24 protein-coding genes and 1 tRNA gene are annotated in these 21,905 nt (G+C 71.9%); 11 read left to right on the forward strand and 14 right to left on the reverse strand.

Features of this window, described 5'->3' with window-relative positions:
• Positions 1-273 (reverse strand): hypothetical protein, encoded by a 273-nt coding sequence (locus QRN56_RS24850; protein WP_026366117.1) that lies wholly within the window; start codon positions 271-273, stop codon positions 1-3.
• A gap of 220 nt (positions 274-493) precedes the next feature.
• Positions 494-1,036, reverse strand: a complete 543-nt coding sequence (locus QRN56_RS24855) for a GNAT family N-acetyltransferase (protein WP_285107827.1) — start codon at positions 1,034-1,036, stop codon at positions 494-496.
• A gap of 150 nt (positions 1,037-1,186) precedes the next feature.
• Here QRN56_RS24855 and dnaK point away from each other — a divergent pair, with 150 nt between their 5' ends.
• The 5 genes from dnaK to QRN56_RS24880 all read left to right on the forward strand — a co-directional run bounded on the left by dnaK (position 1,187) and on the right by QRN56_RS24880 (position 5,806).
• Complete coding sequence (gene dnaK, locus QRN56_RS24860; RefSeq protein ID WP_285107829.1) at positions 1,187-3,052, forward strand: molecular chaperone DnaK; 1,866 nt, start codon at positions 1,187-1,189, stop codon at positions 3,050-3,052.
• Positions 3,049-3,711 carry a nucleotide exchange factor GrpE gene (gene grpE / locus QRN56_RS24865; RefSeq protein ID WP_285107831.1) on the forward strand — a complete coding sequence of 221 codons (663 nt, stop codon included), beginning with the start codon at positions 3,049-3,051 and terminating at the stop codon, positions 3,709-3,711. The genes dnaK and grpE overlap by 4 nt, the downstream gene beginning before the upstream one ends.
• A 76-nt stretch (positions 3,712-3,787) precedes the next feature.
• A complete protein-coding gene (locus tag QRN56_RS24870) occupies positions 3,788-4,792 on the forward strand; it encodes a DnaJ C-terminal domain-containing protein (RefSeq protein WP_285107833.1) in 1,005 nt (334 codons plus the stop codon).
• An 89-nt stretch (positions 4,793-4,881) separates the two neighbouring features.
• Positions 4,882-5,334 carry a heat shock protein transcriptional repressor HspR gene (locus QRN56_RS24875; protein ID WP_285107835.1) on the forward strand — a complete coding sequence of 151 codons (453 nt, stop codon included), beginning with the start codon at positions 4,882-4,884 and terminating at the stop codon, positions 5,332-5,334.
• 163 nt (positions 5,335-5,497) lie between these two features.
• Entirely contained in the window at positions 5,498-5,806 is a 309-nt protein-coding gene (locus QRN56_RS24880) for a DUF1540 domain-containing protein (RefSeq protein WP_285107837.1), read from the forward strand.
• Between the two features lie 39 nt (positions 5,807-5,845).
• Here QRN56_RS24880 and QRN56_RS24885 read toward each other — a convergent pair whose 3' ends face one another.
• Complete coding sequence (locus QRN56_RS24885; RefSeq protein WP_285107839.1) at positions 5,846-6,613, reverse strand: nucleotidyl cyclase domain-containing protein; 768 nt, start codon at positions 6,611-6,613, stop codon at positions 5,846-5,848.
• Between the two features lie 271 nt (positions 6,614-6,884).
• On the opposite strand from QRN56_RS24885, the gene QRN56_RS24890 reads away from it, so the two are divergent.
• Positions 6,885-10,346, forward strand: coding sequence for a sigma-70 family RNA polymerase sigma factor (locus QRN56_RS24890; protein WP_285107841.1), 3,462 nt, complete (start codon positions 6,885-6,887; stop codon positions 10,344-10,346).
• Between the two features lie 36 nt (positions 10,347-10,382).
• Here the strand turns inward: QRN56_RS24890 and upp are convergent, their stop codons facing one another.
• A complete protein-coding gene (gene upp, locus QRN56_RS24895; protein WP_026366119.1) occupies positions 10,383-11,018 on the reverse strand; it encodes a uracil phosphoribosyltransferase in 636 nt (211 codons plus the stop codon).
• A gap of 139 nt (positions 11,019-11,157) precedes the next feature.
• Here upp and QRN56_RS24900 point away from each other — a divergent pair, with 139 nt between their 5' ends.
• A complete protein-coding gene (locus tag QRN56_RS24900) occupies positions 11,158-11,592 on the forward strand; it encodes a nucleoside deaminase (RefSeq protein ID WP_502928836.1) in 435 nt (144 codons plus the stop codon).
• A gap of 14 nt (positions 11,593-11,606) precedes the next feature.
• Here QRN56_RS24900 and QRN56_RS24905 read toward each other — a convergent pair whose 3' ends face one another.
• Both QRN56_RS24905 and QRN56_RS24910 read right to left on the reverse strand, forming a co-directional pair.
• A complete protein-coding gene (locus QRN56_RS24905) occupies positions 11,607-12,287 on the reverse strand; it encodes a hypothetical protein (protein WP_285107845.1) in 681 nt (226 codons plus the stop codon).
• Positions 12,278-13,414: an L-histidine N(alpha)-methyltransferase gene (locus tag QRN56_RS24910; protein ID WP_285107847.1), complete on the reverse strand. Its 1,137-nt coding sequence runs from the start codon at positions 13,412-13,414 to the stop codon at positions 12,278-12,280. The genes QRN56_RS24905 and QRN56_RS24910 overlap by 10 nt, the downstream gene beginning before the upstream one ends.
• Before the next feature lie 126 nt (positions 13,415-13,540).
• Between QRN56_RS24910 and QRN56_RS24915 the strand changes: the two genes are divergently transcribed.
• Positions 13,541-14,425: a Sir2 family NAD-dependent protein deacetylase gene (locus tag QRN56_RS24915; RefSeq protein WP_502928834.1), complete on the forward strand. Its 885-nt coding sequence runs from the start codon at positions 13,541-13,543 to the stop codon at positions 14,423-14,425.
• Here the strand turns inward: QRN56_RS24915 and QRN56_RS24920 are convergent.
• The 4 genes from QRN56_RS24920 to QRN56_RS24935 all read right to left on the reverse strand — a co-directional run bounded on the left by QRN56_RS24920 (position 14,422) and on the right by QRN56_RS24935 (position 18,518).
• Positions 14,422-15,378 (reverse strand): transglutaminase domain-containing protein, encoded by a 957-nt coding sequence (locus QRN56_RS24920; protein ID WP_285107849.1) that lies wholly within the window; start codon positions 15,376-15,378, stop codon positions 14,422-14,424. The two genes, QRN56_RS24915 and QRN56_RS24920, sit on opposite strands and share 4 nt — an antisense overlap.
• 91 nt (positions 15,379-15,469) lie before the next feature.
• Positions 15,470-17,068 (reverse strand): carbohydrate-binding domain-containing protein, encoded by a 1,599-nt coding sequence (locus QRN56_RS24925; protein WP_285107851.1) that lies wholly within the window; start codon positions 17,066-17,068, stop codon positions 15,470-15,472.
• A complete protein-coding gene (locus QRN56_RS24930; RefSeq protein ID WP_285107852.1) occupies positions 17,065-17,898 on the reverse strand; it encodes a polyphosphate polymerase domain-containing protein in 834 nt (277 codons plus the stop codon). The genes QRN56_RS24925 and QRN56_RS24930 overlap by 4 nt, the downstream gene beginning before the upstream one ends.
• A complete protein-coding gene (locus QRN56_RS24935; RefSeq protein ID WP_285107854.1) occupies positions 17,895-18,518 on the reverse strand; it encodes a DUF4956 domain-containing protein in 624 nt (207 codons plus the stop codon). Before QRN56_RS24935 ends, QRN56_RS24930 begins: the two co-directional genes overlap by 4 nt.
• A gap of 222 nt (positions 18,519-18,740) precedes the next feature.
• Between QRN56_RS24935 and QRN56_RS24940 the strand changes: the two genes are divergently transcribed.
• Positions 18,741-18,827 (forward strand) — tRNA-Ser (locus tag QRN56_RS24940).
• 103 nt (positions 18,828-18,930) lie between these two features.
• On the opposite strand, the gene QRN56_RS24945 is transcribed toward QRN56_RS24940, so the two are convergent.
• Entirely contained in the window at positions 18,931-19,161 is a 231-nt protein-coding gene (locus tag QRN56_RS24945) for a hypothetical protein (protein WP_285107856.1), read from the reverse strand.
• 75 nt (positions 19,162-19,236) lie between these two features.
• Between QRN56_RS24945 and QRN56_RS24950 the strand changes: the two genes are divergently transcribed.
• On the forward strand, positions 19,237-20,160 hold the full coding sequence (locus QRN56_RS24950; RefSeq protein WP_285107858.1) for a S66 peptidase family protein: 924 nt from the start codon (positions 19,237-19,239) through the stop codon (positions 20,158-20,160).
• Between the two features lie 13 nt (positions 20,161-20,173).
• Here the strand turns inward: QRN56_RS24950 and QRN56_RS24955 are convergent, their stop codons facing one another.
• The 3 genes from QRN56_RS24955 to QRN56_RS24965 form a co-directional block, all read right to left on the reverse strand.
• The gene (locus QRN56_RS24955) at positions 20,174-20,365 is read right to left on the reverse strand and encodes a hypothetical protein (RefSeq protein ID WP_285107859.1); all 192 of its coding nucleotides are present in this window, start codon (positions 20,363-20,365) and stop codon (positions 20,174-20,176) included.
• Between the two features lie 107 nt (positions 20,366-20,472).
• Positions 20,473-20,664: a hypothetical protein gene (locus QRN56_RS24960; protein WP_285107861.1), complete on the reverse strand. Its 192-nt coding sequence runs from the start codon at positions 20,662-20,664 to the stop codon at positions 20,473-20,475.
• A gap of 9 nt (positions 20,665-20,673) precedes the next feature.
• Positions 20,674-21,225, reverse strand: a complete 552-nt coding sequence (locus tag QRN56_RS24965; RefSeq protein ID WP_285107863.1) for a P-loop NTPase family protein — start codon at positions 21,223-21,225, stop codon at positions 20,674-20,676.
• 250 nt (positions 21,226-21,475) lie between these two features.
• Here QRN56_RS24965 and QRN56_RS24970 point away from each other — a divergent pair, with 250 nt between their 5' ends.
• Complete coding sequence (locus QRN56_RS24970; protein WP_285107864.1) at positions 21,476-21,901, forward strand: carboxymuconolactone decarboxylase family protein; 426 nt, start codon at positions 21,476-21,478, stop codon at positions 21,899-21,901.
• Positions 21,902-21,905: the final 4 nt, after the last annotated feature.

A 21,905-nucleotide genomic window follows, 5' to 3' on the forward strand; every position in this document is an offset into this window, starting at 1 on the left:
TCAGCTCGGGAGCTGGACCACCTTGCGCTGGAAGCCCAGGGCCACCTTCTGCAGCGACTCGAGCGGTTCCTGCTCGTTGTGGTAGCTGATCTGCCGCAGCATCGACCCGGACGACGCGAGCAGCGCGACGATCACGTCGCGTGCGTCCTCGCGCGTCTCGAGCGCCTCCTGCAACAGGTCCTGGACGTGAGGTGATCTGAGACCGTCCTCCTCGGGATCGAGCAGCGCTGTCAGGAGCGCGATCGACAACGAGCTCCCGTGGATGCTTGCCATGGTGGTCTCCCCCGGTCGGGGCCCGGAGTCCCGGGCATCAGCCACCCGCGGGCAGGCCCGCGGGGTACTCGTCCGATGCCCCACCCCCTGTGGCCTCGGCCGTGCACCCTTGTGTACCGCACGTCAGGGCGTCGCGCCTGTTGACAGGGGCGAATTGCTGCGGCCCGCCGATGAGATTCCGCTGTGCGGAATCGTTCGTGCGGAGATCGGCGGTGCGCGGCTAGCCGTGCAGGATGAGCTGGAACACGACGTGGTCCTGCCACTCGCCGGCGATCTTGAGGTAGCTGGGCGCGAACCCGATCTGCTCGAAGCCGACCTGCGTCAGCACCGCCTGCGACGCCGTGTTGTGCGGCAGCGTGGCCGCCTGCAGGCGGTGCAGGCCCAGCTCGTCCCGGGCATGGGCCACGAGCGCCTCGACGGCCCGGGTCATCAGGCCGCGCCCGGTGAACCCGGCGTCCAGCCAGTAGCCGAGGTGCCCGTTCTCGAAGGCCCCGTGCACCACGTCGGTGAGGTTCAGCCGGCCCACGATCAGGCCGTCCGACTCGAGCACGGTGTACAGCGCGCGGCCGGTCGAGTTCTCCAGGACCTGGGTCCACAGGCGCTCCCGGTGCCAGTCGGCGGTGTAGAACTCCTCGGGCCGCTCGGGCTCCCACGGGGCGAGGTGCTCTCGGTTGCGGGCATAGGCGTCGGCGAGTGCGACGGCATCGTCCTTGCTGAGCTCGCGCAGCACGACGTCGGCCGTCAGGGCGGCATGGAAGGGCATGCTGCTCACGATAATCCTGCCGGGAACTTTTCAGCCACGCCCGTAGTTGAGTGAAGTGGACTCAACTTTGCGAGGGTCAGCTTGCTTCCTTGCGAGCACCGGCTTAAGTTGAGTGCAGCAGACTCAATCTGTCGAAGGAAGGCAGCAGACATGGCACGCGCAGTAGGTATCGACCTCGGTACGACGAACTCGGTGGTGGCGGTCCTCGAGGGTGGGGAGCCCACCGTCATCGCCAACGCGGAGGGCTCGCGGACCACCCCGTCGGTGGTCGCGTTCTCCAAGACGGGCGAGGTCCTGGTCGGTGAGGTCGCCAAGCGGCAGGCCGTCACCAACGTGGACCGCACCATCTCCTCGGTCAAGCGCCACATGGGCACCGACTGGACGGTGGACATCGACGACAAGAAGTACACCGCGCAGGAGATCTCGGCCCGCATCCTGGGCAAGCTCAAGCGCGACGCCGAGGAGTACCTGGGCGAGCCCGTCACGGAGGCCGTGATCACGGTCCCGGCGTACTTCAACGACGCCGAGCGCCAGGCGACCAAGGACGCCGGCCAGATCGCCGGCCTGGACGTCAAGCGCATCGTCAACGAGCCCACCGCCGCCGCGCTGGCCTACGGCCTGGAGAAGGGCAAGGAGGACGAGCTCATCCTGGTCTTCGACCTCGGTGGCGGCACGTTCGACGTCTCCCTGCTCGAGGTGGGCAAGGACGAGGACGACTTCTCGACCATCCAGGTGCGCGCCACCTCCGGCGACAACCGCCTCGGTGGTGACGACTGGGACCAGCGCGTCGTGGAGCACCTCATCAAGCAGGTGAAGAACTCCTCGGGCGTCGACCTGTCGAAGGACAAGATCGCCCTGCAGCGCCTCCGCGAGGCGGCCGAGCAGGCCAAGAAGGAGCTCTCGTCCGCGACGAGCACCAACATCTCGATGCAGTACCTCTCGATGAGCGAGAACGGCCCCATCCACCTGGACGAGAAGCTCACGCGCGCTCAGTTCCAGCAGATGACGCAGGACCTCATCGACCGCACCAAGGCGCCGTTCCACGCCGTGATCCGCGACGCCGGCATCTCCGTCTCCGACATCGACCACGTGGTGCTCGTGGGTGGTTCCACCCGCATGCCCGCCGTGACCGAGGTCGTCAAGGAGCTCACCGGTGGCCGCGAGCCCAACAAGGGCGTGAACCCGGACGAGGTCGTCGCCGTCGGCGCCGTGCTGCAGGCCGGTGTCATCTCCGGTGACCGCAAGGACGTCCTGCTGATCGACGTCACCCCGCTGTCCCTCGGCATCGAGACCAAGGGTGGCGTGATGACCAAGCTCATCGAGCGCAACACCGCGATCCCGACCAAGCGCAGCGAGGTCTTCTCCACGGCGGACGACAACCAGCCGTCGGTCGCGATCCAGGTGTTCCAGGGCGAGCGCGAGTTCACCCGCGACAACAAGCCGCTGGGCGTCTTCGAGCTCACCGGCATCGCGCCGGCCCCGCGCGGCGTGCCGCAGATCGAGGTCACCTTCGACATCGACGCGAACGGCATCGTGCACGTGTCCGCCAAGGACCGCGGTACGGGCATGGAGCAGTCGATGAAGATCACGGGCGGCTCCGCGCTCCCCAAGGACGACATCGACCGCATGGTCAAGGACGCCGAGCTGCACGCCGAGGAGGACAAGAAGCGGCGCGAGGAGGCGGACACCCGCAACCAGGCCGAGGCCTTCGCGTACTCCATGGAGAAGCAGATCGCGGACAACCGCGACAAGCTCCCGGCCGAGGTCGTCTCGGAGGTCGAGGCGGACATCGCCGCCGTGAAGTCCGCGCTCGAGGGTGAGGACGCCGACGCCGTGAAGAGCTCGTACGAGAAGCTCGGCGCGTCGTCGCAGAAGATCGGCGAGGCGCTGTACGCGGCCGAGCAGCCGGCGGCGCAGGGTGCCGAGGGCGCCCCGCAGACGGCGAACGCCCAGTCCGCCAAGGACGAGGACGTCGTGGACGCCGAGATCGTGGACGACGAGGACGAGCGCAAGTGACGGACGAGCACCAGCAGGGACCCCCCGAGCCCGAGGGCTCGGGGGAGCACCCCTTCCAGTTCACGGACAAGCGCAAGGTGAACGCCTCCGGCGACGAGGCGCAGCCGGTCGAGCCCGCTCCGGCGGACGAGACGGCCGAGCCCGAGGCCGCCGAGCCGTCCGCGCAGGACGCCAGGGACCCGCTGGCCGGGCTCGACTTCGAGCCCTCCGGTGAAGCCGCCGAGGCGTCCGAGGTCCTCAAGGCGAAGGCCGAGGCGGCGGAGCACCTGGACGCGCTGCAGCGCGAGCGGGCCAGCTTCACGAACTACCGCAACCGGGCGCTGCGCGACCAGGAGGCCGCGCGGGACCGGGGCGTGCAGGACGTGCTGGCGGCGCTGCTGCCCGTGCTCGACGACGTCGAGCGCGCGAAGCAGCATGGCGAGCTGAGCGGTCCCATGGCGGCGATCGCGGAGAAGCTCGACCAGAGCCTGCAGAAGTTCGGCGTCGAGCGGTTCGGCAAGGTGGGGGAGGAGTTCGACCCCACCCTGCACGAGGCGCTCATGCACTCGACCGACGCGGACGCGACGGCCGCCACGGTGAACCTCGTGGTGGAGCCCGGGTACAAGATCGGCGACAAGGTGGTCCGGGCGGCGCGCGTGGGCGTCGTCGGACCGGAGTAGTCCCGTTCCCGGTGGCCGGGCCCGACCCTGACAGGGCGGGCCCGGCCGCCGGGAGCACACTGCGGAAGGAGGTGCCATGACCGGTCAGGACTGGATGGAGAAGGACTTCTACGCCGTGCTGGGCGTGTCCAAGGACGCCGACGACGCGGCCATCAAGAAGGCCTACCGCAAGCTCGCGCGCCAGTACCACCCCGACCAGAACCAGGGGGACGCGGCGGCGGAGTCCAAGTTCAAGGAGATCGGCGAGGCCTACGCGGTGCTCTCCGACGCGGAGCAGCGCCGCCAGTACGACGCCGTGCGCGCCATGGCGGGCGGGGCTCGCTTCTCGGCCGGCCCCGGCGGACCCGGTGCCGGTGGCTTCGAGGACATCATGGGTGCCATGTTCGGTGGCGCCCAGGGCGGCCGGGGCGGGCCGCGCGTCCGCTACTCGCAGGGCGGGAACGGCGGCGCGGGCTTCGAGGACATCCTCGGCTCCATGTTCGGCGGAGGCCGGACGGCCTACGGCGCGGGGACCACCGGGTACGCCTCACCGACCCCGGGCGCGGACGTCGTCGCCCAGGTCACGCTGCCGTTCCGGGCGGCCGTGGAGGGCACGACGGCGGAGCTCGAGGTCAACGGCCGCACCATCACGGCCCGGATCCCCGCGGGGATCAACGACGGCAAGAAGATCCGGCTGCGCGGCAAGGGCCGGCCGGGGGTCGCCGGGGGCCCGGCGGGTGACCTCGTGGTCACGGTGCACGTCACGCCGCACCCGGTCTGGACGCTGGACGGCATGGACCTGCGCATGACCGTGCCCGTCACGTTCGTGGAGGCGGCGCTCGGCACCACGCTGGAGGTGCCGACCCTGGACGGCACCACCGTGCGGCTCAAGGTGCCCGCGGGCACGCCGTCGGGCCGGGTGCTGCGCGTCAAGGGCCGTGGCGTGGGGACGGCGAAGGCGACCGGCGACCTGCTCTTCACGGTGCAGGTGGCCGTGCCGCAGAAGCTCAGCAAGAAGGCCAGGCAGGCGCTCGAGGCGTTCGCCGCCGAGAGCGACGGCGAGGACGTGCGCGCCGGGCTGGCCGCGCGGGCGGCGGAGTGACGGCCGGTGCGGTGGGGCGGCTGCCCTGCCGCACCGGGTTCGGCTAACCTGCCCGCACCAACAGTGCAAGAGAGACTTGGGAGGTGCGCATGGTCGACGACGACACACCCGTGCTCACCGTGTCCAAGGCCGCCGAGCTCGCGGGCATGCACCCGCAGACGCTGCGGCAGTACGACCGCCTCGGCCTGGTGGTGCCCCGGCGCACGCGCGGCCGCGGCCGCCGGTACTCGCGCCGCGACGTGGCGCGCCTGCTGCAGGTGCAGCGGCTCGCCCAGGGCGAGGGCATCAACCTCGCCGGGATCAAGCGCATCCTCGACCTGGAGGCGCACGTCTCCGTGCTGGAGGAGCGCCTCGGCGACCTGCTGATGCGGGTCCAGGAGGAGGGGCGCGTGTTCGCCGCCGGACCGGCGGCGGGCGACGTCGTGGTGGTCCAGCGTGGTCAGCGCGTCCGCAGCGCGGCCGTGCGCGTGGACCTGGAGCACCGCGCCACCGGCGGGGGCGCCGTGGTGCTCTGGCGTCCGGCTCCGCGGCGCGAGGAGTAAGCGCGTCCTCGGTGCGTGGCTGATTTCAGCGATGCCATTCTTTCGTTAATCAAGAATGCTCGCAGGAGTATAGGTAAGGCATTCCTTGCTCTACGCGATCTGCCATTTCGGAATACGATCGGGATATTCCGCAGGAGTGACGCACCGAGCGAGGAGAGATGCCATGAGCACGCTGATGGAGATGCCCGAGGTCGTCGAGTGCTCGATCGACGGCTGCGGGTACAACCACGACCACGGCTGTCACGCCGGCGCCGTCACCATCGGAGGGCACATGGGCGACGCCTCCTGTGCCACGTTCATCCCGCTGAGCACCAAGGGCGGCCTGGACAAGGTGATCGCCCATGTCGGCGCCTGCCAGCGTGCGGAGTGCACCCACAACGACCACCTGGAGTGCAACGCGGCGTCGATCCGCGTGGGACCGGGCCCCGAGGACCCGGCGCACGCCGACTGCCTCACCTTCGAGCAGGGCTGAACCGGCGAGCAGGGCCGAACCGGGCTGAGGCCCGGGTGCTCAGCGCGCCAGGTGGTCCAGGAGCAGCAGGGCGTCGCCGTGCGTCCCGGGAAGCCGCTCGACCCACACCCGGGTCGGGCGGCGCACCTCTGTCGTGAGGCCGAGCACCTCGGCGTTGCGCTCCACGACGCGGCGCAGCGACTGGCCGAGCTCGGCCGTCGTCGGGCCCCGCTCGCACAGCACCACGAAGGTGCCGTCGCCCACGGCGGCCATCGGGTGGCCCTCGCCGAACACCTGGTGCAGCGTGCGGCCGATCGCGGCGGAGCGCGCCAGGCGCTGCCAGGTGTCGAGGTTCTCCAGGCCGACGTCGAGCACCAGCAGGCAGTGGGACTCGCCCGCGGTGGAGCCGGTGCGCTGGGCGACGCCGTAGGTCTCGCGCAGCCGCTCGCCCAGGTACTCGCCCGTGGGCAGGCCGGTCGAGGGGTCGTGCGTGGCGATCTGGTAGGGCACGCGCTCGCGCTCCCCGACCCAGCCGATCGCCGCGGCGCGCAGCGCGCCGACATCCGTGGGCCGCCCGAAGGCGGCGTAGAGGCAGGCGACGTCGTCCAGGGCTTCGGTGATCCCGGCGCCCACGCCGGCGCGCGCCGCACCGAGCCGCTCGGCCGGCGCGATCACGCCACGGCCCTCGGCCAGTGCCTCTGCTAGCGCTTCTGCGGCGGGGTGCTCCCAGTCGTTCGGCCGGATCCAAACCGACGCCAGACTCGTAGCTCGCCACCGCTCGCGCAGGTCGTGCACACGCACCCGCGCCTCCTGCTGTGCCTCGCTCATAATGATGGGACCCTCACGGGGATACATCATGACGCACCTTCGGCTGTGACGTGCCGGACTTCACCCGGGCGTCACCCCGGAATCTGGAATTCCACCCCCTAAATCCTCCGCCTGGCTCTATAGTCTTGGCAGGACGGCGACAGTCAACGGCAGCGCGACCACCGCGAGAGTCTGGGCAGACGTGAGGCAAGTCGAGAGCAGCACAGGGGAAACCCCGAGTGACGCGGAACTGATTCTGCAGGTCAGGGCAGGTGACCGCGACGCTTTTGGTGTGCTCTACGAGCGTCACTCAGCCGCCGCTCGAGCCCTCGCCCGCCAGTACGTCACGGCCGCTGACGCGGAGGACGTCGTCGCCGACGCCTTCAGCAAGCTGTTCGAGATGCTCCGTCGCGGGGTCGGCCCCGACGCCGGGTTCCGCCCCTACCTGTACACGATGGTCCGCCACCGGTCGTTCGACGTGTCACGTGGCGCCGCACGCACCCGCCCGAGCACCGACGACGAGATCGAGTCCGTCCTCGGCCGGGTGGCCTCGAAGGACGACCCGGCACTCCAGGGCTTCGAGCGCAGCGTGATCGCCAAGGCCTACGTCGACCTGCCGGAGCGGTGGCGCGAGGTCCTCTGGTACGTGCTCGTGGACGAGCTCAAGCCCGCCCAGGTCGCGCCCGTGCTCGGCCTCAGCCCCAACGGGGTGTCCGCGCTGCTCTACCGCGCCAAGGAGGCGCTGCGGGCCGGGTACCTCCAGCAGCACCTGACGCACGCGCCGTCCGACACCTGCCGCACCGTCAACCCGCTGCTCGGCGGGTACGTGCGCGCGAGCCTGTCGAAGCGCGAGACCACCAAGATCGACGAGCACCTCTCCACCTGCGCCACCTGCAGCGCCCTCGTGCTCGAGCTGCACGACGTGGCGCACGGCATGAAGACCGTCATCGCCCCGCTGGTGCTGGGCGCGGGCGGCCTCGCCCTCGTCGGCGCCGGCGCCCCGATCGGCGGCATGGTCGTCGCCGCCAAGGCCGGCGCGGGCGCGGCGGCCGGTGGCGCGCACTCCGCCTCCGCCGTGAGCGCGGCGTCGAGCGGCTCGTTCTCCGGCGCGGTGTCGTCGGCCGTGTCCACCACCGCGGGTGCCGTCGCCTCCGCCGCGGCCGCCGCGACGGGTGGCAGCATGGCCGCGGGCGCGCTCGCCGTCGCCGCCGTCGGCCTGGTCGCGGCGCTGCAGATCACGGCGCCGCCCGAGGCGGACCCGCTGATCGACACGGTGATCGCCACGAACGACGCCCGGGAGCTGCCGGGTGGCGGTCCCGCCGAGAGGGTCAAGGGCGGCGAGCCCGTGCTGCCCACCGACGTGGTGCCGAACGAGGACACCGCGTACATCGAGGTCGACTACGCGGACGCCGCGCAGCCGCTTGCGCCCCGCCAGAGCCAGAACCTGTCGTTCACCGTGGAGAACACGGGTGCCGCCGACGCGACGGGCGCCCAGCTCGAGGTCACGCTCCCTAGCGGGCTCACCTCGGTGAAGCCGGAGGGTTCCTTCGGCACGGGGATCGGCGGCCGTCTGGTCTCCAGCACCCGCCCGGCGGCGAGTGCGACCCCCACCGCCGAGGCCACGCCGACGCCCGGCGCGACCGGCAGCACGTCGTCGGAGGCGAAGGCCGACGCCTCGGCGGGCTCGTCCACCGGCGAGATCGCGGTGCCGACGACGCCGAGCGCGTCACCCAGCGCCCCCGCCACCGAGGGCACCGTCCCGGTCGAGACCCCGGTCGGCTGCGCGCCGACGGAGCGGACGAACGTCCTGCTCTGCTCGATCGGCGAGCTCGCGCAGGGCGCGACGCGCAGCGTCGTCGTGCCGGTGCAGGCCAACGCCGGTGGCGACTACCCGGTCAGCGCCAAGGTCTGGGCCGACGGCCTCGAGCCGATGAGCGCCGACCTGCCGAGCCGCACGGTCGCGCCGTTCGGCCAGGAGCTGTCCGCGCAGAGCAGGGACGTCTCGCTGTCCAGCCCCGGCACCGCCCCGCTGCCCGTCACCCTGGTCAGCACCGGTGACCGCACGGTGGCCCCGGGCTGGGCCGTCGCCGTGTCCCTGCCGGACGGCGTCAAGCCGGCGTCGGCGCAGTCGCAGCTCTCCTGCGCGGCCGGTGACCTGCCGAACAGCTGGCTCTGCACGCCCCTCGCCGGGATCTTCGGTTCGACGCTGCAGCTCGAGCCGGGCGCGGCCGTCGACATGTCGCTGAACGTGACCACCGCCGCGTCGTCCACGGCGCAGCCAGCCGAGCTGGGCGTCGCGAACGTCCGGCCGGTCCTCGACGGCAGCGCGCGCTCCGCCTCGGCCACGCTGGTCGCCACCTCGGCCTGGACCAACGCCGGTGCCGGCGTGGGCACCGTGACCGCGTCCTGCCTCGCCGAGGGCGGGGCCGACAAGGCCGACGCCGCCGTGATCGGCAGCTACACCAACACGACCCAGCGCGTCGTGCGCGTCGCCCTCGAGGCGGCCGGCAGCCGCGAGGCCACGGGCCAGGACGTGGCGCCCGGCGAGTCCGCGCGGGTCACCGTGCACGACGGCATGCGTGTCCCGGCCGGCCTGGCCACGTTCGTGCTGACCACCGACGTGGACGGCAGCACCTACGAGACCCGTGTCGCGGCCGGTGACCACCGCGCGGTGGACTGCTACCGGCCCACGTGGGACACCGCGACGAGCGTGCAGACCGTCAACGCCGGCGGCACCGTGGGCGTCAAGGGCACGATCACCAACAAGACCGGCGAGTCGATGTTCGCCGTCATGTCGGTGCCCGTGGGCGGTGACACGCTCAAGTCGGTCAAGGTGCCCGTCGCGGCAGACGGCACGTGGGACCTCTCCGTGGACACGGGCCGCACGCACGTGCCGGCGGGCGACGTCACGTTCCACCTCTCCCGTGAGGTCGCGGACTCGGACGGCGACCTGGCGGACGCCGTGAGCGCGCCCGCCAACAACCCGACGCAGTCCTTCGCCGCCGCCCAGATCCAGCCCGCCGCGGGCGAGCGGACCATGTCGTCGGAGTCCTGCGTCTTCGACGCGGCCCAGGACCGCTCGGTGCAGACCTTCACGGTCACCGCCGACAACACGGCCTCGACCCTGCCCGTGCCCTTCCACGTCGGGGACGTCACCCGGACCGTGCCCGCCGGGCAGACCGAGGTGATCGAGTTCCCGGTGGTCTGGGGCACCGACACCGTGCCGCTGACGGCGGCCGGCCAGACGCTCGACCAGCTCGACGTCCGGTTCAAGTCCTGTGCCGAGGTGACCTGGCCGACGGTCGAGCAGCTCACGGTCGCCACCGCGGCCGAGTGCGTCGACCAGAACGTGCAGGTCCAGGCGACGGTCGAGAACGGGACCGGCCGCGAGTGGCGCGGCGTGCTCGTCCAGGACGCCACCGGCGCGACGAGCGAGGAGCAGGCGGTCCCCGCCGGGTCGACCACGTTCGTGCTGCCCCAGCAGCCCCTGTTCACCCTCGACGGCAACGTCACCGTGCGGCTGACGCGTGAGCTGGAGGGCAACTCCTTCACGGTGGAGAAGTCGTTCGCCGTGAAGGGCGAGAACTGCGTGCTGCCCGATCCGACCTGCGAGCCGACCGGGGACCAGAGCGCCGAGCAGGCCGCGTTCGTGCCCCGGGTCGCGGCTCCGACGGACAGCCCCTGGCGACGGCTGATGGGCCTCGACGGTTGCGAGCCCGCCGACACCCCCGAGCCCGAGCAGCCGCAGGCCTAGCACCCGGGGCGCCCCATCAGGGGCGCCACGCCGGCGTCAGACGATGCCGTACAGCCGGTCCCCGGCGTCGCCCAGGCCGGGCACGATGTAGGCCTTCTCGTTGAGGCGCTCGTCCACGGCCGCGACCACGACCGACAGGTTCGCGCGGTCGCCCACGTGCTCCTCCAGGAGCGCGATGCCCTCCGGGGCGGCCAGCAGGCAGACCGCCGTGACCTCGCGCGCGCCGCGCTCCAGCACGTAGTCGATCGCCGCGACCAGCGTGCCGCCCGTGGCGAGCATCGGGTCGATGAGGAACACGTGCCGGCCGGTGAGGTCGTCGGGCAGGCGGTTCGCGTACGTGACGGCCTTGAACGTCTCCTCGTCGCGCACCAGGCCGAGGAATCCGACCTCCGCCGTCGGGAGCAGGCGGCTCATACCGTCCAGCATGCCCAGCCCCGCGCGCAGGATCGGCACCACCAGCGGCGGCGGGGACGCGAGGCGCGTGCCCGTCATGGTGGTGATCGGCGTCTTCACCTCGTGCGGCTCGGTGGCGATCTCGCGCGTGGCCTCGTAGGCCAGGAGCGTGACCAGCTCGTCGACCAGCAGGCGGAAGGTGGGCGAGTCCGTGGTCTCGTCCCGCAGGACGGTCAGCTTGTGGGCTACCAGGGGATGATCGACGACGTGAAGGCGCATGGGGCCAACGCTACCGGGCGGTCGAACGGCGAGGCGGTGCGGAGGCCCGGAAAGTCGCCAGTCCCACACTAGGGTGACCTGTGTGTCCGACACAGCAAGCCTGAGCGCCGCCGAGCGCCGCGCGCACTGGGAACGGTGGATGGGCGTCGCCCTCGACGAGGCCCGGCGTGCCCTGGACACCGGCGACGTGCCGGTCGGCGCCCTGGTGCTCGACGAGGCGGGCGACGTGATCGGCGTCGGGCACAACGAGCGCGAGGCGACGGGGGACCCGACCGCCCACGCCGAGGTGCTCGCGATGCGGGCGGCCGCGGCCGCGCGCGGCGAGTGGCGGCTGTCCGGCTGCACGCTCGTGGTCACGCTGGAGCCGTGCCCGATGTGCGCGGGCGCCCTGGTGCAGTCGAGGGTGCGGCGGCTGGTCCTCGGAGCCTGGGACCCGAAGGCCGGCGCCACGGGCTCCGTGTGGGACCTGGTGCGCGACCAGCGGGCGCTGCACGAGGTCGAGGTGCTGGGCGGCTTCCGCGAGGACGAGTGCGGGGCGCTGCTCCGGGAGTTCTTCGGGGCGCGGCGGGGCTGACGGGCGGGGCCGCGTCAGACCTGCGGCAGCGCCGCGCTGAGCTGGTCGAGCAGCGTGCGCAGGCGCAGCAGGTACAGCCGCTCGTTGGCCAGGCTGGACATGTTCGCGACGGCGTCGTCGCCGTCCTGGTACTTGACGATCATGAGCTCGAACTCCGTGAGGTCGCGGCGCCAGTTGTAACCCTGGACCCGCTCCCGCCAGCGGTGCAGCTTCTCGACCAGGGCGCTGTCGGGCGCCCGGCTCAGCACGCCCGAGGCGAGTGCGACGTCGACCGCCGACAGAGCCAGCCGGGGGCTGACCGAGAGGGCGCGGTCGCCGCCCGTCCGCAGCCCGGCGAGCCGGCGCTCGACGATGGCGCGGTTCTGGCGCAGCTCGAAGATCACCGAGGCGACCAGCTCCGAGCGGCGCTCCGTCTCGGCGTTCTGCCGCTCCACGATCAGCCCGGTGACACCCGCGAGCAGGGTCAGCGAGTTGACCCAGGGTTCCCACTCCGGGCCGACGCCGAGGATCCACAGGATGCCCAGCACGAACGCGACGCCCAGAAGGGTGTAGGTCACGACGGCGACGGTCACGCGCCGTCGTCGGGCCCAGCGGCGCCCGGACCAGGCGGTCCCGGCCCGCTGCCGCAGCAGCCTCAGCCGCGCGCGGACCGCCTCCGGCGCCCCGCGCACACCCGGGCCCCGGGTCACTTCCACACGTCGAACGTCGGCCGCTCGGCGGGAGCGTTCTCGTCGGGCGCCAGCAGCCGCAGCTCCAGCCCGAACGGGTTCTGCCGCCGGGTGTACCGGAACCGTTCCCGCTGCACGTGGGTGGTGCGCAGGCCGGCGTCGGCCACGAGCTGGTCGATCCGCTCGGTCGTGTACTTGCGCGTCGTGTACAGCCGGATGGTGTCCAGCGGCTTGAGGTGCACCGGCCGGCTGCCCGGGATCAGCATCCGCAGGGTCTCGCTGCCCACGTTCTGCCAGAACACCTTCAGGAGGATGCTCTCGTCCTCGACCGAACCGGTGAACCGGACCTGTTCGAGGTCGATCTTGAGGTCGGTGTTGTAGCGCACGGCGCTCGCCACGAACTCCACGAACCCCCGCGTCTGGCGGTACTCGGCCTCGGCGGCGTGCACGGCGTCCTGGCTCAGGCTCTCGGTCGTGGCGAACTCGACGAGCATCCGGTCCTGCGGCCGGAGCACCTTCGCGACGCCGTCGAGGAACTCCGCGTCGTCGTCGAAGTTCGCCACGGTGTTGCCGACCAGCGAGAAGAGGATCGCCTCGTCGCCCACGAGGCGGTCGAGGAACTGCTTGAGCTCCTCGAGGTTGCCGTCCAGGGAGAGGTCGATCTGCAGGCCCAGCGAGCGGTCCAGGGGGAAGTGCGCGTCCCGGACGGCGGTGCGCGACCCGGTCCGGAGCATCTCGGCGCTCATGTCCACGGGCACGTAGAGCATCGACGGGTGCGCCTGGTGCATCGTCTCCAGGAACATCCCGTCCTTGGCGCCGGTACCGACGCCGAGGCTCACCAGGTGCACGCACTCGTCCGTCACCAGCGGCGAGATGCTGCGCCACTGCCTGCGGAACATCTCGGTGCCGACCTTGATGACCATGTAGGTGGGGTCGTTCGAGGCGTTGAACCAGGCGATGGTCGGGCCGATGCCCCAGTAGGCGTAGCCGGACGGGACGCGCTTGCCGTCCCCGGACGTCGAGTGCCCGTCGTCGAGGTACTGGGCCAGGGTGGCGAGCTTGTCGGACTGGTCCTCGCCCACCAGCGTCACGGACCACGCGAAGTCGTCGCCCGCGAGGGTGCTGTCGATCCTTGAAATCGCTGAGTCGCCCACGCGGTCCCCTCGTGCTCCGATGCAGTGCTCCGACGCAAAGAGATCCCAGGCTAGCGGGACGACCCGTGGTGCGAAATGGAACACACCCCGGGTGCGCGGGGCAGTCGGCGGCATACCCTCGTAGGCGTGTTCCCTCAAGCTCGCCCCACCACGTGGCAGCCCGAGCCCGTCGAGGTCGCCCGCACCACCGTGGACGACGCCGTGGACGTGCTCTCGGGCCTCCGGATCACGGCGCTCACGGGCGCCGGGGTCTCGACGGACTCCGGCATCCCCGACTACCGCGGCCCCGACTCGCCGCCGCGCAGCCCCATGACCTACCAGCAGTTCGTCGGCGACGAGGAGTTCCGCCGGCACTACTGGGCGCGCAACCACGTGGGCTGGCAGCACGTGGACCGCACGGCGCCGAACGCCGGGCACCGCGCGCTCGTCGAGCTGGAGGAGCGCCGGATCCTCGCCGGGATCATCACGCAGAACGTGGACCTGCTGCACGAGGACGCCGGCTCCCGCAACGTCATCGACCTGCACGGACGCTACGACCGCGTGATCTGCCTCAACTGCGGCCGGGTCATCTCGCGCACGCACCTCGCGGAGCGGCTCACCGAGCTCAACCCGGGCTTCCTGGAGTCCGTGGGCGACGTCGCGGACGTGGAGATCGCGCCCGACGCCGACGCCGTCATCGAGTCGACCGCGCACTTCAAGCCCGCCCCCTGCGAGTTCTGCGGGGGCGTGCTCAAGCCGGAGATCGTCTACTTCGGCGAGAACGTGCCGCGCGAGCGGGTGGAGCGGGCGTTCGCGCTGGTCGACTCCGCCGACGCCCTGCTCGTCGCCGGCTCGTCGCTGACCGTGATGAGCGGGCTGCGGTTCGTGCGGCACGCGGCCGAGGCGGGCAAGCCCGTCGTCATCGTGAACCGCGGCATCACCCGTGGCGACAAGTACGCGACGGTGAAGATCGACGCCGGGACGAGCGACGTCCTGCGGGAGCTGGTGCTTCGCCTGCCGCAGCCCAGCTAGCGGGTGGTGAGGTCCGTGATCCCGTCATGGCCCGTCGGGGAGAGCGTGAGCACGCGGCCGCCCGGGTGCAGCCGCGAGTCCCCGTGGTACAGCTCGGCGAGCTGGTCGGCCGCCTCGCCGTCCCCGGAGTCGGCGGCCACGAGCAGGTAGGCGAGCTCGTCGGCCACGGCGTCGAACTCGGCGTCGGACATCTCGGCGCCCGGCAGGCCCGCCTCCTGGACCCAGGTCTCTGCCTGGCCGCCCGCGGCCTCACGGACGTACGACGTGCCCAGCTCGGGGCCCCACAGGTCCCAGAGCAGCAGCTCGTCGCGGTGCCGGTGCGCCACCTCGTACAGCACGTAGAAGCGCACGAAGTCCTTGCCGTGCAGGTCCGGTACCTCCGCCGTCACGCCGAAGGTCGCGGGGTCGACGGTCCCGGCACGGATCGCCAGCCATGCCTCGGCCGCCGTCACGAACGGCGACTCCGGCCCGGTGGGCATGTCGTGCACGTCGAAGTCGAAGTCCTTCTGGTCGAGCTCGGGGTCGAACCGCAGCCAGCGCCTGCCGTCCCAGCGCTCGCCCACGACGTGGTCGGCGTTCCAGCCCGGCACGAAGTAGGTGGCGAAGCCGATCCGGGACCGCGCCGGCACGTCGTGCGTGCGCAGCACACCGAGCGTCAGGAGCGTGTGGTCGCGGCAGCATCCCGCGACCTGCTGGGCCTGCGTGCGCGGCCCGTCGAGAGGCGCGCGCAGCTCCGCGGCGCCCAGGATCGAGGTGAGCCAGCGCCGGTCGGGGTCGCTCTTCTGCTCGTCGGTCAGCGTCGGGTCACCGGCCCGGTAGTGCACGACGGCGGTGCAGGCGAACCGGTGCAGCTCTTCCGGGTCGGTGCTCAGCTCGGTGAAGTATCCGGTGTGATTTCCGGGGTTCGAGTACGGGCTGTGGTCCGCGTAGTCGAAGAGTGTGGGCGCGGGCATCGGTGTCCTCCCTCGGCGGTGTCCGGAACACTACCCCGCACCCCCGGCGAAATCCCACCCCCTTTCCGGGGATTCCGCCGGGTGAGGTGTCTCAGCGCCCCGTGGTGGCCGGGACGTCGCCGGCCGTGGCCGTGGCGACCTCCGCGCCGTCGGCCTGGATCGTGTAGGTCTCGCCCGTGGTCACGTTCTCCGAGGCCAGGACCAGGGACTGGGTGTCCTTGGTCAGGGTCTCCGCCGCAACCGTGGTGCCGGACGAGTCGACCACGGTCACGTCCGTGCCCGCGGCCAGGGTGTCGAAGGTCGCGGCGACCCAGCCCTCCGAGCCGTCGCCCGGCGTCTGCAGCATGCTCGACGTGCCGACGGCGAGCAGGGTGCCGCCCTGCACCGTGAGCGCGCCGGCGCTGTCGAGGGTGCCGTTGCCGCCGTCCGTGGGGCCGAACACCGTGACGTCACCGCCCGAGATCGTCAGGGTCCCGTTCGAGTCCAGGCCGTCGCCCCCGGCGTCGACCGTGACGTCGCCGCCGGTGATCGTCAGCGAGAAGTCGCCCGCGGCCTCGCCCGGCATGCCGCCACCGCCACCGCCGCCCCCGCCGCCCTGCGGCGGCTCGCCGCCCGGCATGGTGCCCGACGCCGGCGGCTCCGCCGCGGTGTCGTCGGTCGTCGCGGCACCGTCGGTCGTCGTGCTCGTGCCGCCCGCGGCGTTGAAGCCGTCGTCGGACGAGGTGACGTCCAACACAGTGCCGCTCGCGACCAGGATGTGCGCCGCCTCCAGGCCCTCGACGGACTCGGCGACGGTGACCGTGGCGCCGTCGACGACGAGGTCGCTCTCCGCGTGGACGCCGTCGTCGCCGGACGCGACGGTGACGGTGCCACCGAGGAGCGCCGCGTAGCCGACGGTCTCGCCGGCGTCGTCGGTGCCGTCCTCGTTGTCCGCCTTGAGGCCGTCGCCCTCGGCGTCGACGTCGAGCGTGCCGTCGGTGACGACCAGGAAGTCCTTGCCGCGCACGCCGTCGTCCACCGCGGTGACGGTGATGTCGCCGCCTGCGATCACGAGGCCGTCCTTCGAGGCGATCCCGTCGTTCGCGTTGCCGGTGACGTCCAGCGAACCCGTGCCGGAGACGACCATCGAGTCGGCCGAGAACAGGGCGGCGTTGGGCGCGTCCTCGCTGGTGTCCGCGTACGTCGCGGCGTCGGTCAGACTGTTGGACGAGCCGTCCGCGAGCACCACGGACACGTCGTCGGCCTGCGTGACAGCGACGGCGGACCCGGTCGAGCTGGTGATGTCCGCGCCGTCGAGCACGAGCCGCACGAGGCCGTCGGCCTCGGAGCCCACCACGATCTGGCCGTCGTCGAGGGTGCCGCTGATCCGGTAGGTGCCGGGCGCCGAGATGGTGACGGTGGAGCCGTCGGCGATGGCGCCGTCGCCCGAGACGGTGGCGCTGTCGCCGTCGAGCGAGACGCTGGTCTCGTCCCCGGTGTCCCAGGTCTCGTCGGCGAGGGCAGCGAGGTCCGAGTAGTCCTCGTTGTCGGCCAGCGCGTCGTCGGTGGTCGTCGCCACCTCCGAGATGGTGGTCGTGTTCGTGCTGCTCGTGGTCTCGGCGGTGGCCGTGCCGCACCCGGCGAGGGCGCCGAGCACGAGGGCGCCGGAGATCGTGGCGGTCAGGACGGGGCGGGGCCGGCGGATCTTCATGCTGAGGTCCTCTCGCTGGTCAGGATGTGTCGTGCGGTGGTGGGCGTGCTCACGGTGAGCCGACGCCGCACGAGGCGCCGCCAGGGCATGTCAGGCAGGCCGGGCTCCAGCACGGCCAGTCCGGTGGCGTACTTGGAGATGCGGTCGGGACGGTGGCCCGCGCGCCACAGGAGGCGGTCCACGGACGAGGGTCCGGAGCCGGCGGCGGTCTTGGTCTCGACCACCACGAGGTCGCCGATCGTGGCGCTGCGGCGCACGTCCGGGCCGGTGTCGGTGTGGCCGGTGTCGGCGTGGCCCGGTGCGGCCGGGACCAGCAGGTCCCAGACGAGGCCGGAGTCGAGCGTGACGCGGGCGTCGTCGAGCAGCAGGGTGGTGCGGTGGTACCGCGACCGCAGGGTCGGGGTGAGCACGGGCGCCGAGGGCGCCCCGGCGTCGGCCAGGCGGTCGGCGACGAAGGTGCGGGCCAGGCCGAGGTGGTCGGCGTCGTCGTGCGGCTGCCGCTCCTTGACCGTGGTGCCGCGGCCCGCACGGGTCTTCACCTCGACGAAGCACGACCCGGTGTCCACATAGGTCCGCGTCCGGACCTTGAACCGACGGCGGCGGCGCGTCGCCGCGAGGCGGTACGCGTCCAGCTCCGGGGTGTCGAAGTAGGTGGAGTCGTAGGCGAACGTGCGGGACCCATCGATCTCCAGCACGCGGGCCGGCGGGAGGGCCGCGAGCAGGTCGTCGAGCTCGTCCGGCGTCAGCACGTACTTGCGGTCGCGCCGGGTCTGGAGCGCGGCGGCCTCGTTCAGCTCGTCGAGGGTCACGGGGGCGAGGGTGTCGATCATCGGGCCGCCGCCAGCTCGGGACGTTCGTGCAGGGCGGTGGGGGCACCCGTGCCGTCGTCGGTCACGATCGGCAGCCGGCGCGCCTCGGAGTAGCGGACGTCCACCCAGGTGGAGTCGTTCACGAGGTCCAGGCGCTGCACGGACAGGGTGTGCACGCGGGCCCCGAGCAGCTGCTCCAGGTGCGCGGTCAGCTCCGTCTGGTCGGGGATCGCACGATCGAGGATGACCAGCTCGCTGTGGTGCCTCGCGAACAGGCGGGGATGGTCGGCCAACGCCATGACCAGGAGGATCAGGCCGCTGCCCGCGAGCCCGAGCCAGCCGGCGCTCGTCCCCAGCCCGCCCAGCAGGCCGAGCGCGAGCGACGCGAAGTAGTAGGCGACCTCGTGCTGCGACAGCTCCGTGGAGCGCAGCCGGATGATCGACAGCACGCCGAACAGGCCGAGGCCGAGGCCCGCGGCGACGGCGCTCGCGGAGAGCGTCGCGGACACCGCGAGCACCCCCACGTTGACGCCGAGGTAGGCGACGACGAGGTCGCGTCGGCGGTGTCGCGGGAAGTAGAGCGCGAAGGTGAGGATGGTGACGGCGACGAGGTCGACCGCGTAGAGCATGAGCTGGTTCATCGGAACTCCGGGGTTATCGGGGTGATGAACACGAGGTAAACGCATCGACCCGGCCGGTTCCTGGGGCAGGGCTGGGGCGAGCCTGTGGCCCGCTGGGAGGCGGCTGGGAGCCGGGTTGTCCGGCGTGCCGGGGGCGCTCCAGACGCCGTCGGGGAACCGATTCGTGGAACCGGGCCCGGACCGGGTATCCTCCTACGGTCTGCTACTGAGGTAGCGGGCGAAGGTAGCGTGTCCGAGCGGCCTAAGGAGCACGCCTCGAAAGCGTGTGTGGGTGAAAGTCCACCGTGGGTTCAAATCCCACCGCTACCGCACCCGCAGTACTGATCAAGCCCCTGACCCGTGCGGTCAGGGGCTTGTTCGTCTCGGTGGGGACCCGCGGTCTGCGGGCACTGCGGCCGCGGGGCGACCGCGCTTAGCGCCGGCTCACCATGCCCACGACGGCCACCGCGGCCGCCAGCACCGTCACGACCATCGCGACGGTCAGGACCGTCGCGTCCGTTGCGAGCATCGGGCAGCCGGCAGCGGCGTCGTCGTCCGGGCAGGTGCGCCAGGGCTGCAGAAAGTAGGTGAACGACACGAGCACGCCCAGCACAGCGAGTGCCCCACCGCCGATGATCAGTGTCAGCGAGGTCCTTGTCGTCATCCGGCGAGGGTAGGGGAAGCGGCGGGTCCTTGTCGCGCATCCGAAGCCACGTGTTCACCCTGTAGCGTCGCGCGCATGTCGCGACAACCCTCGCCCCGACCTGCTGTTTCATCCCTCCGGAAGCTGGAGCCCGGCGACGCCGTCGCGCTCGTCTCCCCGGCGAGCTGGAGCGACGAGTCCTGGCTGGCGGAGAGCGTCGCGACCGTCGAGTCGTGGGGCTTCGAGGCGCGTCTGGGCAAGCACGCCGACGACCGGTTCGGCTACATGGCCGGCGGCGACCCGGAGCGCGCGTCGGACCTCAACGACGCGATCCGGGACCCGGAGGTCCGCGCCATCCTCACCCTGCGTGGGGGGAGCGGGAGCCTCCGCCTGCTGCCCGACGTCGACACCGATGCGCTCCGGGCGGACCCCAAGCCGCTCGTCGGGTTCAGCGACATCACGGCCCTGCACCAGGTCTGGCACCGGATCGGCGTCCCGTCGGTCCACGGCGCCGTTGCCGGGACTCGGGCGGAGACAGTGCTGCGCCTCCTGCGAGGTGAGTCCGGCGAGCCGGTGCGGAGGGACAACGGCCAGTACGGCGCCTACCTCACCACGACGGGCACGGCCTCGGGACCGCTGTTCGGCGGCAATCTCGAGATGCTGGCGCGCAGCGTCGGCATCGTCGACAACGATCTCGACGGTCACGTCCTGCTGCTGGAGATCAACCGGACGGTCGGGCTGGGGATGGTCGACCGGGCTCTGACCCAGCTCCTGCTTTCCGGCGCGCTCGCGGGGATCTCGGGCGTGGCGGTGGGCACGCTCGAAGGGTTCGACGACCACGCGGACCGCGGCTGGAACGTCCTCGACGTGCTCCGGGACCGGCTGAGCCCGCTCGGCGTGCCGATCCTCGCGGGGCTCCCGCTCGGGCACCTGGAGAACCCGGTCTCCGTGCCGCTCGGGGTCGAGTGCGAGCTCGACGCCGACGCCGGGACGCTGACGGTCGCGGCGCTGAGCGCCTGAACCCGGGCCGCGACTATGCCCCGCGGCGACCCGACAGCTTGTTCGCCAGCCAGCGTCCGGCCTTGCGCAGGTCGGCCGCCAGATAGCGGAACTGCCCGAGCTGCGTCCGCAGCACGTCGACCTGACGGCTCGCAAACGTTGCTCGGGGTGAGTCTCCGAGTCGACTGAGCTCTTTTCCCTCAAACTTCGCGTCGTCCGCTGGCATGGGGGGATCGTACTGGGATGCCCGGTGTGTGTCCGCCGCCCAGGGCGCGGGCTCGTACGTTCGTCTCGGCGGCCGAGTCGTCCGTCCCGGACCCGGCCCGGCGGCGGCTACGCCTCTCGGCGACCCGACAGCTTGTTCGCCAGCCACCGCACGGCCTTGCGCAGGTCGGCGGCCAGGTCGCGCAGCTCCCGGAGGTCCGCCCGCAGCGAGTCCAGGAGGCGGCTCTCCGGGGTGCCCTCGTGAGGGTCTCCCCAGCGACGGATGTGTCGCGCCTCGTGGGGCTCGTCCTCAGCGGGCATGCGCGGATCCTACTGGTGGCCGGACGGGCGGCCGTCGACCAGAAAACGCTCGACCGCCCGGCGGGACCGCAGCCGGTGGAACGTCAGGTGGGCGTTCGCGGGGTCGGTCATCGCGGCGCCGTAGCGCTCGGGGTGGCGCTTCCGCTGGTCCCACGACCACCGGACGATCGTGCCCTCCCGCCAGGGCGCGAGCGCGTCGCCCCAGGGCTGACGGTTGCCCGTGCCCGGCCACAGCTCGGCGCGGCTCACCGCGAGCGACAGCGTGCGCCAATACACCTGGGCGAGCACGATCGGCGTCGGCGGGTCGAGCCAGACCACCGTGTCGGCGCGCGCCCAGATCGCGGGCTGGAGGCTCGAGTAGTTGCCGTCGACCACCCACGCCTCGTCGGTGATCACGCGCTCCGTGTCCCGCACGAAGTCCTCCTGCGGGCGCGGGTTCCACCCCGGGCCCCAGTAGAGCGCGTCCAGCTCCACGTGCCGGACGTCGAGGCGTGCCGCCAGCCGTCGCGCGAACGTGGACTTGCCCGACCCGGCTGCGCCGACCACCGACACCCTGTGCACCGGACGACGTTAGCCCGGCCGCGCGCCCGAGCCATCCGTATTTTCGACGTGCCCGGCCTCGTCGTGCGGGGCGTCCGGCGGAATGCGACCTCGGAAAGACCAGTTGACCAGGGCATATATCACCCGCGAGGTCTTGCATCCCCGGGCCGTCATGGGCTGGACTTGGGACCGCGCCCACCGGCGCTTGCCCTCGTGGCCATCGAACGAGCCCACAACACCCCTTGCAGGCAGCCCAGAAGGAGAAAAATCGATGTCTGAGAACGAGACATTGCGTGCGGAACGGTTCGCATCCGGCAAGGCGGCCCTCGACGCGATCCACGACGACGCGGGCCACGGGGTCATCGAGTCGCTGTCCGACATCGCTCCTGAGCTCGGGCACCAGATCGTCGCGTGGGGTTACGGAGACATCCTCTCCCGGCCCGGGCTGGAGCCCCAGCAGCGCCAGCTCGTGACCCTCGGGATCCTCACCGCGATGGGGGGCAGCGAACCGCAGCTCGAGGTGCACATCGGCGCCTCGCTCAACGTGGGGCTCACCCCGCAGCAGATCATCGAGGTCTTTCTGCACAGCTCCGTCTACTGCGGGTTCCCGCGGGCCCTGAACGCCGTCGCCGCCGCGAAGCGCGTGTTCGCCGAGCGCGGCCTGATGCCGCTGGCCGACGAGACCCACGAGGCCTGAGGGC

Source organism: Promicromonospora sp. MEB111 (assembly GCF_030209445.1).
Classification (GTDB): Bacteria; Actinomycetota; Actinomycetes; order Actinomycetales; family Cellulomonadaceae; genus Promicromonospora.

Bases quoted from the DNA above. Each gene is read 5' to 3' on its own strand.
- dnaK (WP_285107829.1), top strand. From the start codon at position 1,187: ATGGCACGCGCAGTAGGTATCGACCTCGGTACGACGAACTCGGTGGTG.
- QRN56_RS24855 (WP_285107827.1), bottom strand. From the start codon at position 1,036: ATGCCCTTCCATGCCGCCCTGACGGCCGACGTCGTGCTGCGCGAGCTC.
- QRN56_RS24850 (WP_026366117.1), bottom strand. From the start codon at position 273: ATGGCAAGCATCCACGGGAGCTCGTTGTCGATCGCGCTCCTGACAGCG.
- QRN56_RS24870 (WP_285107833.1), top strand. From the start codon at position 3,788: ATGACCGGTCAGGACTGGATGGAGAAGGACTTCTACGCCGTGCTGGGC.
- QRN56_RS24925 (WP_285107851.1), bottom strand. From the start codon at position 17,068: ATGAAGATCCGCCGGCCCCGCCCCGTCCTGACCGCCACGATCTCCGGC.
- QRN56_RS24930 (WP_285107852.1), bottom strand. From the start codon at position 17,898: ATGATCGACACCCTCGCCCCCGTGACCCTCGACGAGCTGAACGAGGCC.
- QRN56_RS24875 (WP_285107835.1), top strand. From the start codon at position 4,882: ATGGTCGACGACGACACACCCGTGCTCACCGTGTCCAAGGCCGCCGAG.
- QRN56_RS24970 (WP_285107864.1), top strand. From the start codon at position 21,476: ATGTCTGAGAACGAGACATTGCGTGCGGAACGGTTCGCATCCGGCAAG.
- QRN56_RS24950 (WP_285107858.1), top strand. From the start codon at position 19,237: ATGTCGCGACAACCCTCGCCCCGACCTGCTGTTTCATCCCTCCGGAAG.
- upp (WP_026366119.1), bottom strand. From the start codon at position 11,018: ATGCGCCTTCACGTCGTCGATCATCCCCTGGTAGCCCACAAGCTGACC.
- QRN56_RS24945 (WP_285107856.1), bottom strand. From the start codon at position 19,161: ATGACGACAAGGACCTCGCTGACACTGATCATCGGCGGTGGGGCACTC.
- QRN56_RS24920 (WP_285107849.1), bottom strand. From the start codon at position 15,378: ATGCCCGCGCCCACACTCTTCGACTACGCGGACCACAGCCCGTACTCG.
- QRN56_RS24880 (WP_285107837.1), top strand. From the start codon at position 5,498: ATGAGCACGCTGATGGAGATGCCCGAGGTCGTCGAGTGCTCGATCGAC.
- QRN56_RS24955 (WP_285107859.1), bottom strand. From the start codon at position 20,365: ATGCCAGCGGACGACGCGAAGTTTGAGGGAAAAGAGCTCAGTCGACTC.
- QRN56_RS24935 (WP_285107854.1), bottom strand. From the start codon at position 18,518: ATGAACCAGCTCATGCTCTACGCGGTCGACCTCGTCGCCGTCACCATC.
- QRN56_RS24885 (WP_285107839.1), bottom strand. From the start codon at position 6,613: ATGAGCGAGGCACAGCAGGAGGCGCGGGTGCGTGTGCACGACCTGCGC.
- QRN56_RS24960 (WP_285107861.1), bottom strand. From the start codon at position 20,664: ATGCCCGCTGAGGACGAGCCCCACGAGGCGCGACACATCCGTCGCTGG.
- QRN56_RS24900 (WP_502928836.1), top strand. From the start codon at position 11,158: ATGGGCGTCGCCCTCGACGAGGCCCGGCGTGCCCTGGACACCGGCGAC.